Raw genomic sequence first — 12,841 nt, 5'->3', positions numbered from 1 at the left:
CATCCCCGGCGACAGCCGATGCGCGACATAGAGATGCAAAATCAGACCGGATGCGTGTTTGTCGCGTTCACCCGCAGCTTCGCAGCGATTTCGGTGGCGACGAAGACGGCGTGCTCGCTCACCTGCGGCAGCCCCATCAGCTCGCCGAAAGTGCCGCGCGCCAGCGGGCCGGAGATCAGCAGCGACGGATCCGCCTCTCCTGACGGGCCGATCGCCTCCGACTGCCCGGTGCAGGCAAGGCCGAGGCCGGTCGGATCGAGCGACAGGTGACCGCTTGCCGCAAGCGCTGCAAGCCAGGGCTGAGTATCGAGTATACCGCCATGGGCGGGGCCGGTGGTGACGACGACGGCGTCATAACAACGCTCCAGCGGCTGGCGCCGATGACGCGGCTGCAGGGTACACAGGATGAACTCGCCCTCGATGCGCGCATCGGCGACGGAGCCGGCAAGGATCTCGAGGCGGCCGGCAGCAATCGCCGCGTCAAGCACAGCCTCGACCTGCGGGGCAATGCGGAAACGGTGCACATCCCAATAGGGACGCAGATGGCGGACGAGGCGGCGTCGTTCGGCAACCGGCAGCGCCTGCCAGAGATCATATCCCTGCGCCCGCACCTGATCGATCACGCCGTGCCAGCTTATGCCGTCGGCTTTTGCGGCATTAATGGCTGCGCGGATCCTTGCCAGCAGCGAGCCGGCGGAAGGCGCCGCATCGGCAAGGAAATCGCCGAAGAGCGGCTGCGGCACCGGCGCATGCCCGCGCGAACGCAGGCCACGGCGCGAGATCGCCGTCACCGGACCGTCATGCCCGCGCTCGACAAGCGAGGCGATGACATCGGCCGCCGTCAGGCCGTTGCCGATGACCAGCACCCGGTCATGCGGGCGGATGACGTCGAGCGCAGCGGATTTGGTGGTATCGGCGATAAAACGCGGATGGGCCGTGAGCCGGCTCGCCAGCCGGCCGGGGGCTGCGGGCGGCGGATGGCTGGTGGCGATCGCGACGATATCGGCCTCCGTCACGCCGCCCTTTTCGTCGCGGATCGTCCAGCGGCCGGCACAGCGCTCGACACCGGTGACCGCAGCGCGGCAATGACGCACGCGACCGTCTTCCAGCAATGGTTTCAGAAGGGAGGCGACATATTCGCCGAACAGCCGGCGCCGGGGGAAAAGCGAGCCATCGGGCTGTTTGGCCTTGAGGTCGCCGGCAACGGCATCGCGGGCTTCGATCCAGGCCTGGAATTCGCCCAGTTCGTCGGGCTGCAGGCTCATCTTGGCGGCCGGGACATTGATGCGGTGAGCCGGATCATCCGTGTCATAGGCAAGGCCGCGGCCGAGTTCGGCGCGCGGCTCGAAGACCAGGATAACGGGGCGCTCGCCGCAATGCGCCCGGGCCAGATGATAGGCGACGCCGGCACCGGAAACACCGCCGCCGATGATGGCGACGACAGGCCGTTCAGAATACGGGAAAGGCTTGGACTGCATGGCGGCCGTATCATCGCTTTCTATGCCCAAGCATAGAAGCCGGGCATGGGCCGCGCAATCCTTAGCCGGCAATTGTCTATAAATATTATGAAGATTGAGCCTATGCCGATATCGTCGTCGAGAAATCGGGGTTGCCGCGGATCGTATTGCTCACCGTGCAGATCTCGTCTTCAGCCGCATGGACGATCCTCTGCCGGGTCTCCTCATCGATATCGCCTTTGATCGAGAAGGCGATGTTGAACCTGGCAACGCGCGAAAGGCCTTCCGTGGCCTTCTCGCCGGTAACCTCGGCGGTGATGTCGCTGATCCTGTCGAGAACACCCATCTGGCTGGCGGCCATACGAGCACTGAGCACCAGGCAGGCTGAAAGCGAGGCATAGAGCAGGTCGAGCGGATTGAAGCCCGGCTGCGACGGCGAGGTGACGATATCGATCTCGCCCTTGGTGGCGGAGGTGACATGCGGAAAACCGGTGCGGCCGAGAACGGCGGTGGCGCCGGTCGGGCGGGGACGAGCTTTGAGATCGACCATGGTGAAATCCTCTCATGAACATTCTGCAGATGGCAATTTCCGCCCGGCGCCGCACCGGCAATGGCTGCCCGCCGGTTTCGGAACCTTTCCATCCGTCAGCAGTTGATTACACCTGAACGAAATCAGTGACAAAGGTGGATTGCAATGGTGCATGTCCGCAGAATGGATCGCCAGGGCGGGCGCATGGACGCCCGCGATCGGCTGATCGTCGCGCTCTATGCTCAGCTCAAGGCCGAGCGAGAAACACGCGAGACGCTGGAATGGGCGATCCGCAACGGTGCCGTCTCGCAGGAGGTGCTGGAGGCGATCGCGGCCGATCCGGTTCCCGTCGTCACCAGCGAGGATATCGCTTCGGTGGAGAAAATCATCGCCCTTGATGAGCGGCGTAAAACAAATCGGAATTAGAGCATGATGGCAACGCCATGATGCCCCCTATATAATTGGCAAGAGGAGATCCGAAATGGCCGATATCACCTATCAGGTCGTACCGCATGACAATGGTTGGGCGTATAAACTCGGCGACACGCTCTCGGAAACCTACGCAACGGCCGATGAAGCGATCGTTCACGCCAGGGACGCCGCGTCGCGCCAGAAGATCGGCGATGGTGACGCGCTGCTCGCCTATCCCGCGCCCGACGGCGACGGCTGGGCATTTCAGGAACTCGAAACCGACAAGAGCAACAGTCGGCTCTGATTTGCGACGGAGGATGGAATGGCCGCGCGGGCAAGCTGGAAAGGTCATCTGAAAGTGGGCGACCTGGCCTGCGCCGTCGGGCTTTACACCGCCATTTCCTCTTCCGACCGCGTCTCCTTCAACATCATCAACCGCAGGACCGGTCACCGGGTGGAACGGCAATTCATCGACAGCGAGACCGGCAAACCGGTCGAGCGGGACGACCAGGTCAAGGGCTACCAGATGGAGAATGGCGATTACATCGTCATCGAGGGCGACGAGATCGCCGCACTCATGCCGGAAAGCGACAAGGTGCTCAACGTCAAGGCGTTCATCGGCTACGACGATATCGACAAGCTTTATTTCGACCGGCCCTACTATCTTGCACCCCTTGACGAACACGACGAGGAGGCGCTGTCGCTGATCGCCAGGAGCATGCGTGACGGCAAGGTCGCAGCCCTCGCCGAAGCCGTGCTGTTCCGGCGCAACCGAACGCTGCTGATCCGCCCACATGACGATTGCATCGTCGCGACGATGCTGAATTTCGACTACGAGGTGCGTTCGGCCGACACCGTCTTCAACGACATTCCCGACATCAAGTTCGACAAGGAGATGATCGCGCTTGCGGGCCATATCATCGGCACCAAGCAGGGCAGTTTCGAACCGAGCGAATATGTGGATCGCTACGAGGCTGCCCTCGTCGAGTTGGTGAAGGCGAAGATCGAGGGCCGGGCACCGCCGAAGAAGAAACAGCCTCCGGAACGCAAGGTTGTCGACCTGATGGAAGCGCTGCGCCAGAGCGCCGGGATGAGCGGCAAAAGCTCGGCAAAGAAGCCGGCGGCGAAGAAGGCGCCCGCACGCAGCGACAACCGCAGCAAGAAGGCGAGCTGAGGTGGTTCTCCAAACCCATCGGGCGAAATGCCACCGCGTTTTCCCTAACGCGGCTTGCCCCCGTCCTCCGCGGCCAGGCTCTTTTTCAGCGCATCCATGATATTGATCACGTTGCCGGTCGATTTGACCGGTGCGGGTTTTTTCGCAGGCGCGGCCTTCTTCAGGTTCTTCTGCTTGCCGCGGATCATCGACTTCAGGCGCTTCTGGATCGGATCCTGCACCATGGCCGGGCTCCAATCCTTCGTCTCTTCCTTCACCAGCTGCTTCATCAGCGTCAGCAGATTGCTGTCGATCTCCGCCTTGCTGTCGAGTTCGGCCACCGGCTCGCGCACCTCGTCGCCATAACGCAGGGTCCACAGAACGATACCCTTGCCCTGCGGCTCCAACAGCACGGCACGCTCGCGCCGATAGAGGACGAGCCGGGCGATGCCGACGACATCGTTCGCTTTCATCGCCTCGCGGATGACGCAGAAGGCTTCCACTCCGACCTTGTCCTCGGGCGCCAGAAAATGCGGTTTGTCGTACCAGATCCAATCGATCGAGCCGCGCGGTACGAATGTATCGATATCGATGGTGCGGGTGCTTTCGAGCCCGACCTCCTCGAGCTCCTCGTCTTCGAGCAGGACATAGTCGTCCTCGCCGCGCGGATAACCTTTCACTTGGTCCCGATCGGCAACCGGCTTATGGGTGACGCTGTCGACATAGCGGCTTTCGACGCGATTCCTGGTCTGGCGATTGAGCACATGGAACCGCACTTTGTTGCTTTCGGTCGTCGCCGGCGTCAGCGAGACGGCGGCGGTGACGAGCGAGAGCTTGAGATAACCTTTCCAGAATGTCTGACGTGCCATGTCTGTCCTGCCTCCCGGACACGCTTGGGCATGGCAATCAACGGCGGGTTCGGTTTTTGGTTCCAAAAATCGGGTTCGCCGCAAAAGCGCCCCGGTAGTGCCAATAGTCTAGAGTCGATTGGACGGCTAACGGCGCGACATGATGACATGATTTTATCGGCTGGATTCACGATATGAGTTCGCTTAAAGTCGTGCCGCATGGCGAAGTGCGACGTGCCGCTTCAAGACGCTTGGGGCCACTGGTCAAATTTGCCCAGGCTGAATCGCCCACCGAAACGGGCAGTTTGCGAAACTAGGACGACGTTATCGATACCGCCAAAAACGAATTCGTTCTTCGCGAGCGGAAGCCGAGGATGCACAGACCAGTTCCCGCCTCCGTTCAATCGAATACCGGCATTGCCTTGATCGTGGCGAACAGCCGGGGTTCTCAAGATTGATTTATATGAGCCTTTGATGACGATAGAAAATGCAGCCTTGGCAAGACACCACTATCCGGCGGGCTACCACCGGCAGTCTGTGCCCCGGTGGCGCGTCCGGCGCGATGTGCTGGCAAAGCTGGTCCTTACGATAGCATTTTACGCGTCTCTTTGGCGGGCGACAGGCATGTGGTACGGCCTGCCTGCAAACTTCGACGACGGCGCCGCGGTCGACCCGCTGCCGATGAAAATATTGCTCTACGGCCTTATTCCCTTGTCGGGCTTATATTTTCTGCTGGAGCAGAAACAGTTCCTGCGGGTCTTTTCAAGGTTTTCGCCGTTCATCGTGGTTGTTGGCATTTCCTGCCTGACATCAATCGTCTTCTCCATCGACAAGACCGCATCCTTAAAGGGATTGGCTGCGGTCATCGTTCTCGCGATCCCGCCTCTTCTGTATCGCGCGCGCTACGGCAATGTCGAAGCCTTCAAAGTACTCGGCCGTTTTGCGATTGCCGCCGCATTCATCAACGTTCTCTATACAGCGGCTTTCCCACAATTCGCCATCATGCGTGGCAGCTATGCGGGCATGGTCAAAGGCGCATTTTATCACAAGAACACGTTGGGGCAGTTTTGCTCGGTCAGTTTTGTCTGCCTGCTATCGACGGAGAAACTCGGCCGGCTTCGTTACAGTACCCTGATACGCTGGGCTGCGATGCTTTGCCTTCTCGCCTTGATTGTGGCTACAAAATCCTCGACAGCTGTTGTCTTGACGATGTTCGGCAGCATGATGCTGTATGGCATTCGCGTTATTCACATTTACCCGAACCGTCTTTTTCGTTCCTTCGTTGTTTTCCTGTTGTTCGTGATCATCGGGTTCGGCGCCAGCTTCGTTTACCTCGGCGTGGCTTCAGCGGTTGCGGAAGCATTCGGCAAAGACATTACCTTCTCCGGTCGCACCAATATCTGGGAACAGCTATTTCCGTTGATATGGGATAGGCCCATAACAGGTTATGGGTTTGCGATGTTTCGTCAGCCCGATGTCATGGAAGAGTACGTCAAGGTTACCTTCGATGCACGATCGACCCATAACACCTATCTTGAGCTAGCGCTCAATATCGGCATTCCGGGCGTTACCGCATGGACGTTGTTTGCGCTGACCCGCGTGTTCAGGAAGATGACGATCGTCGACCCCGATCCGGCAGAATCGGGCGCCAGGCGAAAGGAAATTGTCATCATCATCCTCATCATGCTTGGAGCCATGACCGAGGCAGGCATGATGCTGGCACCTTTTATTTGCTGGCCACATATGGTCATCGCACTCTCGGAACTGCGTCCCAGGCTGCGAATAAATCGGAATCAATACCAGCCTTGAGGGAAGATGTGTTCGACGTCTGGCGGTAGAGCGCCTCATTCCGCCGTTTTCGTCGCGTCGGTTAATATGTGTCGCCGCCGGATGGGCACGCGACCAGCCGTTCAGATCGAGAGATAGCGCTTCTGCCAAGGCAGCATGTTTTCTTCCCAGGCGCGTGGCGTGAAATCGTCATAAGCAGTCTCGGCGATCGCCAACATCCAATTCTGCTCCTTGCGGGCCAGCAAGACGCAGGACAATTCCATACCGGGTTCAACCGTAATGGAAGGCCGGTTGGCGCCCGGTATATCGATGCCCTTGTCACGCCACTGGATGCGGATTTCGTCGGGCTCGGATGTCCATTCGCCGGAGGAAACGGAAGCCTTTCCATCGGGCTTGAAGCGAAGCGGCGGCGCAGTCACGTTCAGAAAGCTGCCGTCGTTGAAATAGTTGCCGTCAATTTCCCCCGCGGTCTCCTTCCCGTTCCCCTTCAGCAGAATGCCCTGCTTGCACCGCAGGAATATGTTGCGTCGAAAGCTTCCGGACCATGGTCGATTGGCGAAAAAGGCGATCTCACATTCGCTGATGACGTTATCGTGGATATTCATATCTTTGCGAAAGGCCAGATTTTGATCCGAATAACCGCTCAAACTGACGCCGCGATTGCTGTTCTCAATCCTGTTGTCATAGACATGGTGGCCGGCATGGCTGACTTGATCGCCAACTCCATAGCCGAAGGAATAATCGTTCATCCTGCCGTCGCGCATGATATTGCTGCGCACCACCGCATCGTCGCCGATCGATGAAAAAGAAAAATTCTTCCCGCCGATGAAATTATATTCAACCCGGTAGTTGCGGGTCCTGCCGCAAACCAGCGCCCCCTTGTTCGAGGTACTGCTTGGCCTCTGTAGAAAAAGGTTGCCCCGGACCACCACATTGGAACTTATGTTGGCGTCACGGTTTTCGTAGGCGAATTGGCAACAATCCGCCCCCTGGCCGGGCGCCGCGCCGACCCGGTTGTTCTCCAGCAACACATCCGACGTCATGGTCAGGTAAATGCCGTCGCCGTTCACATTTTCGGTTTCGCAGCGCCTTACGACAAGGTTCTTGCCATTGTGAAATTTGAAGCCGCGGGGAGAATTCTTGACCACCACGTCTTCGACTACCGTATCGGAAAACACCTGATAGGCGACGCCGATATCCTCAGCACCGTCGATGACCTGCCCACGTGTGGATGCTCCATGAATTTTCTTTCGCAAGATGGCGGGCATCAGATCTTCCTTCGATATGCTTGTCGCTCACAATAGTGAGCTGTGGTGTGGCGGATGTTTGAATATCTGAAAATTATCTTAACCTGAACGGCCGCTATCCCCAGCGAGTTGAAGCCGCATCGCATCTCGGGCCCAAGATCGGCCCACCGAACCTGGCTCGTCACACGTTCGCCCGATTTTTCCTGCATGGCGTCGTGGCAACGCCGCCGCTGTGTTTCAGCAGCTCATTTTAATCGCCCGTCAGTCTTCTTCCGTGGCCTGAGTCGGGGACCGTTGAAAGGCAGCTGTTTGGTCAATCACTGTTGAGCTGATGGACGCCATCCTTCTCCTAGTCGGCGTCATTGGACCAATGGTAAAATAAACACTATCTCGAAAACCTAGATGACCTTGCGGCCGCCCGGCGCCCGTTCGATGGGCCTTTTATCTGTGGGTCGAAACGCTTCTAAGGCGAGTAGTTTTCATTTTACCCTGACCCTGGTTGCATATTGAACGGTCTCACGTTACGAAATTCCGGGAGGCCAAAACCGAGGCCGAAAATGATTACGCATCGTCAAGATATCGACGGCCTTCGAGCCGTAGCCGTCATTTTTGTGATTCTTTATCACTGTGGATTTGATCGCTTTCTTCCCGGCGGATTTATCGGCGTGGACATTTTTTTCGTAATATCGGGATACCTGATTACGAAAATAATTCTCGCTGAAGCGAGCGATGGCCGGTTTTCGATCGGCAACTTCTATAGCCGTCGAGCCAAACGAATTCTTCCGGCTGTCGTGGCCATGTATGCTGTTGTGATGGCGGTTTCGTATTTTACGATGCTGCCTGATGAAAGCCTGCGGGTCTTTAAGTCTGTTACCTCTTCTGCGCTCTTTGCTTCCAATGTCTACTTCTATCTGACCACTGGATATTTCGATGATTCCGCGGAATTCAATCCGGTCCTGCACACATGGTCGTTGTCGGTCGAAGAGCAGTTCTACGTCATTTTTCCACTGATCATCATGGTAGCGAGCCGGCAAGGGCGCAGGGCAACGGGGATCGCCATAGCGGGACTTTTCGCAGTCAGCATCATTGCTTCGATCATCACTGTTCCAATCAATCGCTCGGCAGCTTTCTATCTTGTGCAATACCGCGCGTGGGAACTGCTAGTCGGCTCCCTCATCGCAGCACCGGCATTGACGAAATTCACCGATATGCGGATCAACAGTGCGCTTTCGGCAATCGGCGCCCTGGCGATCTGCCTCAGCGCATTGCTGTTGTCAAAAACCTCTGAGTTTCCCGGGTTGATGGCCTTGCCCGCGACGGCAGGCACGGCCCTGATCATCTGGGCGGGTCCAGGCACGCTCGTCAGCAAGCTTCTATCGTTGAGGGTCGCCACCGCCATAGGCTTGATCTCGTATTCCCTCTATCTGTGGCATTGGCCGATCTGGGTGTTTTCGAACCAATACGGGGCGTGGGAGCATGGCTGGCAATTGGTGCCGGTCGCTTTGAGTTTTGCCGTCGCATATGTTTCGTGGCGATTCATCGAAACGCCCTTCCGAACGATGCGATACCGGCCTATGGCATCCGTCGCCGCCGGGGCTGCCTCAATTGCGTCCGTAGCAATGCTGGCATTCGTCGGGCAACTCGCCGCCAATCAAATGAAGGATGACAACAAGCTCGTTGAGCGGGTGGCGGAATTTGCCGATTACGACCCCTCGACAGCCTTCCGCAGTGGAAAATGTTTCCTGACGTCAAACGACGGTATCGAAAAATACGATCGCGACGGCTGCTTGGCTCTCTCAAATAATCAGCAAAACATAGCGCTCGTCGGTGATAGTCACGCCGCTCACCTATATCCTGGATTGAAGACGCTGCCGGGAGCCAACATCATTCAAGCCAACGCATCAGGGTGCCGTCCTACTCTTGATGCCGAGGGCGAAGATCGGTGCGTGGAACTGATGAACTACGTATTCAAAGAGTTTTTGCCGAGCCACAAGGTGGATATTCTCGTGTTGGCTGGACGCTGGACGGCAGACGACGTCAAACTCATCAGAAAGACGGTGGACTACCTCTCACCCTTTGCCAAAAAGATCGTCGTCTTCGGACCAGTGGCAGAGTATAAATCTTCCTTGCCGCGGCTGCTCGCTCACTCTCTCTACGACAGGCAGCCATTTAAGGCCGCCGATCATCTGGCGCCTCGGCAGCACATCGGTATGGACATTCGGGACGCATTGGCCGGAAGCGGAGCAACATACATCTCCACCTATAAGACCATGTGCAACCCGGACTGTGTCGTGTGGACACAAAACGGGGACCCGGTGCAATTCGACTACGGGCACTTCACCGCTGACGGCTCCCGCCTTCTGATTTCAAAGGTTAAGCAAGACCTCACCGTTCAACGGTGAGGTCCGCCCCTGTTGCGCGTTTATTCTCATCTGGTGATTGGACGGCGTATCGGCGCCGGTCGCTGCCATCCGTGTTTTAGGCCAGAAACCGCCCATCCTGCAGAAACGACAGGGTCTGCCTCCACATGGTCTTGTTGACCGGCAGGAAAGTGTGGTTGGCGGGAATGACGATATGCGCCGACGGGTGCTCTCCACCGACACCTTTCCATCATTCGGCACCCTGAGGCCGATGATCAGGGAAGAGACCGGGTCGATGGTTCTGTTCCCCGCGATGATGCCAAGCTCGTAATCGACCGTGCCGAACAGCTCGGTCATGGCAGTATGATCGGTAATGAGCTGCTGCCCGGCCGGTCCATAGAACTTCCTGTAGAGCGGCCAGGTCTTGAGGAACTCGGCGATCTGGCTGCCATTGTTCGGCGTTCCGACCATGACCACTCTTCCCAGGTTCGGCGGGCGATGGTTCCTGAGAAAAGCGCGGATAAGCAGCCCACCCATCGAGTAACCGACAAAGTGCAGACGGCCGTCGCCCGCCTCCTTCGCGGCCGCATCGATCTGCGGCCGAACGATGTCGACGAGGTCGCCGATCGAAAACCGGGTGGAGGGGTAACCGACATTGACAACCCGATAACCGTTGCCGGACAGGAAGACCGCGAGCTTCTCCATGCTTTTCTTCGTCCGGGCAATGCCGTGAAAAAGGAGGACTGTGTCGTTCATCTGGTGTCCATGTCGGATGGCATCGTTATGGCGCAGGAAGTGCTTAGATCGGAATCAATTTAAGGATAAGTTGTGCAGCATTCAAAGTGCGACGGCGTCCTTCGTCTGGCGCTACAGAAAGAGAGAAATGCGGGCCCGTGACGACCAGCATCAGACATATCGCCAAACTTGCGGGAACGTCGGTCTCTTCGGTCTCGCGTGTGCTCAACAACAGCGGTTACGCCTCGCCTGAGCTCAGGGACCGCGTAGAGGCAGCGATCCGAACGCTGAACTACACACCCAGCAAGGGTGCCCGCATGCTGCGCGGTGCGCCAAGCCGGATGATCGGATTGATGCTGCCGTCGATCGACGTGCCGTTCTTCGGCATCCTTGCCCATGCCATCGAGCAGGAATTGTTTCAGCACGGCTATCAGACGCTGATCTGCAGCACGGCGGAAAATATGGATCACGAGGCGCGCTATATCTCGATGCTGCTCGCCCAGCGCGTCGATGGCGTCATCGTCGCAAGCGCTTTCGGCAGCATCGAACATTTCGGGGTGCTGCGGGACGCCAGCATTCCGATCATCGCCATCGACCGCGAGTTGAACGGCATCGCCGACGACGCTGTGATGGCCGATCACGAGGACGGCGGACGGCTGATGGCGCGCCATCTGATCGGCCTCGGCCACCGGGCGATCGCCATCGTCGGGGCGCCCGCACATAGCCAACCGATCCAGCTTCGCCTGCAGGGCATCACGGCGGAAATGACCAAAGACGGCATCAAGCCTGCCGTCGTGGCGATGGCGGAAGAGCACAGCTTTGCCGAGACCTACCGGCTGGCGCGAGAATTGCTGGCGTCTCGGCCCGAGATCACCGCGATCATCGGCACCACCGACGTTTCGGCGATTGCCGCGATCCATGCCATCCAGGATCGCGGATTTTCGGTGCCGAAGGATTATTCGGTCGTCGGCTTCGACGACCTGCCGGAGGCAGCCTACGTCTCCCCACGGCTGACAACGGTCGCACAGCCGATCCGCAATGTCGGGCAGCAGGCAGCACGGCTGCTGGAAGCGCTGATCGAGGCACAGCAAACGGGGGACGGATCCGGGCAGGGTGCGATCGTCAAGGTGCCGGTCACGCTGATCGCGCGCGATTCGACCGGCCCGGTCCGCAATTGAGCAGATGGCAGGTGGGTCTCCGCACCTTGATCATCCTGTTCTAAGGCCGGACGATGACCTTGATCTCGCCTGGCAATGGCGCATTGCCCACCACGTCGGCGACCTGTTCGAGGCCTATGGTTTTGGTGACCAATGCGTCCAGTTCCAGTGCCCCGTCTGCCACCATTGCCGCGGCGCGCGAATGGGTGAAAGGGTTGAGGTAGGCCGGCCTGATGTCGATTTCGTTTATCAGCAGATCGAAGGGCAGAACGGGCACCTCGACACCTGCGGGCGTAACGCCGAAAAGCACGAAGGTGCCACCGCGCCGCGCCATCTTCAGCCCGCTTTGAAGCGTTTCACTGACGCCAGCGCATTCGATCACCACGTCGGCGCCGCCTTTGGTGACCTCCCGGACCGAGGCGACCGTGTCCGAAGAGATCGGGTCGAAGGCGTGTGTGGCCCCCAGGCGCAGCGCGGTTTGGCGTCTCGATTGCTGGCGCGTCACCAGAATGATCTTGCCTGCCCCAGCCAGGCGGGCCAGTTGCACCATCAGCAGGCCGATCACGCCGCCGCCGAGGATCGCGACGCCGTCGCCCGGACGAATCCTGGCCTTGTCGATAGCGTGGATGCAGCAGGCCAGCGGTTCACAGAAGGCGCCGTGAACGGGATCGAGGTCGGCCGGCAACAGGAATGCCTGCGCCTGCGGCACCGCCACATATTCCGCAAAGCCGCCATCCCGCGTTACGCCAATGGCGGTCAAGCTCTCGCACAGGTTCGGCCGCGCCTGCGCGCAAGCCGGACAGGTGCCGCAGGAGATATTCGGATCCACGGTCACCAGTTCACCGCCGGTAAACCGGGAGACGCCATCGCCGATCGCTTCCACGATGCCGCAAAATTCATGGCCCAGGGTGACGGGGATGGCAGTCGGATATTCGCCCTTGTACATGTGGCGGTCGGAACCGCAGATGCCTGCCGCCAGGACCCGGACAAGCAGCTCGCCAGGCCCGGCAACCGGCTTCTCGACGCTGCGCATGGTCAAAGACCCGATCGACTCCAAGCGTACAGCCCTCATGCCACTCCTCCAGACCTCAGGTTCGATTGCCTCTTCGTGCTGACGAAATCACCTTGGAGATGACCTGCCCGCCATGCGGCATCC

General features: G+C 58.9%; 11 protein-coding genes and 1 pseudogene. 6 read left to right on the top strand and 6 right to left on the bottom strand.

Annotated features, from left to right (window positions below):
- Window positions 1-41: 41 nt before the first annotated feature.
- The gene (locus tag RLEG4DRAFT_RS35910; RefSeq protein ID WP_003584206.1) at window positions 42-1,478 is read right to left on the bottom strand and encodes an FAD/NAD(P)-binding protein; all 1,437 of its coding nucleotides are present in this window, start codon (window positions 1,476-1,478) and stop codon (window positions 42-44) included.
- A gap of 100 nt (window positions 1,479-1,578) precedes the next feature.
- Window positions 1,579-2,007 (bottom strand): OsmC family protein, encoded by a 429-nt coding sequence (locus tag RLEG4DRAFT_RS35905; protein WP_003584205.1) that lies wholly within the window; start codon window positions 2,005-2,007, stop codon window positions 1,579-1,581.
- Window positions 2,008-2,151: 144 nt separating this feature from the next.
- On the opposite strand from RLEG4DRAFT_RS35905, the gene RLEG4DRAFT_RS35900 reads away from it, so the two are divergent.
- From RLEG4DRAFT_RS35900 to RLEG4DRAFT_RS35890, 3 genes are read left to right on the top strand one after another with little or no spacing between them, the layout of a single operon-like run.
- Window positions 2,152-2,412: a hypothetical protein gene (locus RLEG4DRAFT_RS35900; protein ID WP_003570398.1), complete on the top strand. Its 261-nt coding sequence runs from the start codon at window positions 2,152-2,154 to the stop codon at window positions 2,410-2,412.
- 55 nt (window positions 2,413-2,467) lie between these two features.
- Window positions 2,468-2,701 (top strand): DUF2188 domain-containing protein, encoded by a 234-nt coding sequence (locus tag RLEG4DRAFT_RS35895; protein WP_003584204.1) that lies wholly within the window; start codon window positions 2,468-2,470, stop codon window positions 2,699-2,701.
- Window positions 2,702-2,719: 18 nt separating this feature from the next.
- Complete coding sequence (locus tag RLEG4DRAFT_RS35890; protein ID WP_003584203.1) at window positions 2,720-3,571, top strand: Ku protein; 852 nt, start codon at window positions 2,720-2,722, stop codon at window positions 3,569-3,571.
- A gap of 44 nt (window positions 3,572-3,615) precedes the next feature.
- Here RLEG4DRAFT_RS35890 and RLEG4DRAFT_RS35885 read toward each other — a convergent pair whose 3' ends face one another.
- Window positions 3,616-4,419 carry a Ku protein gene (locus RLEG4DRAFT_RS35885; protein WP_003584201.1) on the bottom strand — a complete coding sequence of 268 codons (804 nt, stop codon included), beginning with the start codon at window positions 4,417-4,419 and terminating at the stop codon, window positions 3,616-3,618.
- A gap of 453 nt (window positions 4,420-4,872) precedes the next feature.
- On the opposite strand from RLEG4DRAFT_RS35885, the gene RLEG4DRAFT_RS35880 reads away from it, so the two are divergent.
- The gene (locus RLEG4DRAFT_RS35880) at window positions 4,873-6,207 is read left to right on the top strand and encodes an O-antigen ligase family protein (RefSeq protein WP_003584200.1); all 1,335 of its coding nucleotides are present in this window, start codon (window positions 4,873-4,875) and stop codon (window positions 6,205-6,207) included.
- 101 nt (window positions 6,208-6,308) lie between these two features.
- Here the strand turns inward: RLEG4DRAFT_RS35880 and RLEG4DRAFT_RS35875 are convergent, their stop codons facing one another.
- Window positions 6,309-7,454, bottom strand: a complete 1,146-nt coding sequence (locus tag RLEG4DRAFT_RS35875; RefSeq protein ID WP_003584199.1) for a right-handed parallel beta-helix repeat-containing protein — start codon at window positions 7,452-7,454, stop codon at window positions 6,309-6,311.
- 536 nt (window positions 7,455-7,990) lie between these two features.
- Between RLEG4DRAFT_RS35875 and RLEG4DRAFT_RS35870 the strand changes: the two genes are divergently transcribed.
- Complete coding sequence (locus tag RLEG4DRAFT_RS35870) at window positions 7,991-9,835, top strand: acyltransferase family protein (RefSeq protein WP_003584197.1); 1,845 nt, start codon at window positions 7,991-7,993, stop codon at window positions 9,833-9,835.
- Window positions 9,836-9,911: 76 nt separating this feature from the next.
- Here RLEG4DRAFT_RS35870 and RLEG4DRAFT_RS35865 read toward each other — a convergent pair.
- Window positions 9,912-10,549 (bottom strand): annotated as a pseudogene (locus RLEG4DRAFT_RS35865) (esterase/lipase family protein).
- 137 nt (window positions 10,550-10,686) lie between these two features.
- Between RLEG4DRAFT_RS35865 and RLEG4DRAFT_RS35860 the strand changes: the two are divergent.
- Window positions 10,687-11,706 carry a LacI family DNA-binding transcriptional regulator gene (locus RLEG4DRAFT_RS35860; protein ID WP_003584192.1) on the top strand — a complete coding sequence of 340 codons (1,020 nt, stop codon included), beginning with the start codon at window positions 10,687-10,689 and terminating at the stop codon, window positions 11,704-11,706.
- 40 nt (window positions 11,707-11,746) lie between these two features.
- Here RLEG4DRAFT_RS35860 and RLEG4DRAFT_RS35855 read toward each other — a convergent pair whose 3' ends face one another.
- Window positions 11,747-12,757: a zinc-dependent alcohol dehydrogenase family protein gene (locus RLEG4DRAFT_RS35855; RefSeq protein WP_003584191.1), complete on the bottom strand. Its 1,011-nt coding sequence runs from the start codon at window positions 12,755-12,757 to the stop codon at window positions 11,747-11,749.
- Between the last annotated feature and the right edge of the window lie 84 nt (window positions 12,758-12,841).

The organism is Rhizobium leguminosarum bv. trifolii WSM2297 (genome assembly GCF_000271845.1).
This window is presented reverse-complemented; position numbering and strand designations above follow the sequence as displayed.

Coding starts and splice junctions, on each gene's coding strand:
- RLEG4DRAFT_RS35910 (WP_003584206.1), bottom strand. CDS start 1,478: ATGCAGTCCAAGCCTTTCCCGTATTCTGAACGGCCTGTCGTCGCCATC.
- RLEG4DRAFT_RS35905 (WP_003584205.1), bottom strand. CDS start 2,007: ATGGTCGATCTCAAAGCTCGTCCCCGCCCGACCGGCGCCACCGCCGTT.
- RLEG4DRAFT_RS35900 (WP_003570398.1), top strand. CDS start 2,152: ATGGTGCATGTCCGCAGAATGGATCGCCAGGGCGGGCGCATGGACGCC.
- RLEG4DRAFT_RS35895 (WP_003584204.1), top strand. CDS start 2,468: ATGGCCGATATCACCTATCAGGTCGTACCGCATGACAATGGTTGGGCG.
- RLEG4DRAFT_RS35890 (WP_003584203.1), top strand. CDS start 2,720: ATGGCCGCGCGGGCAAGCTGGAAAGGTCATCTGAAAGTGGGCGACCTG.
- RLEG4DRAFT_RS35885 (WP_003584201.1), bottom strand. CDS start 4,419: ATGGCACGTCAGACATTCTGGAAAGGTTATCTCAAGCTCTCGCTCGTC.
- RLEG4DRAFT_RS35880 (WP_003584200.1), top strand. CDS start 4,873: ATGACGATAGAAAATGCAGCCTTGGCAAGACACCACTATCCGGCGGGC.
- RLEG4DRAFT_RS35875 (WP_003584199.1), bottom strand. CDS start 7,454: ATGCCCGCCATCTTGCGAAAGAAAATTCATGGAGCATCCACACGTGGG.
- RLEG4DRAFT_RS35870 (WP_003584197.1), top strand. CDS start 7,991: ATGATTACGCATCGTCAAGATATCGACGGCCTTCGAGCCGTAGCCGTC.
- RLEG4DRAFT_RS35855 (WP_003584191.1), bottom strand. CDS start 12,757: ATGAGGGCTGTACGCTTGGAGTCGATCGGGTCTTTGACCATGCGCAGC.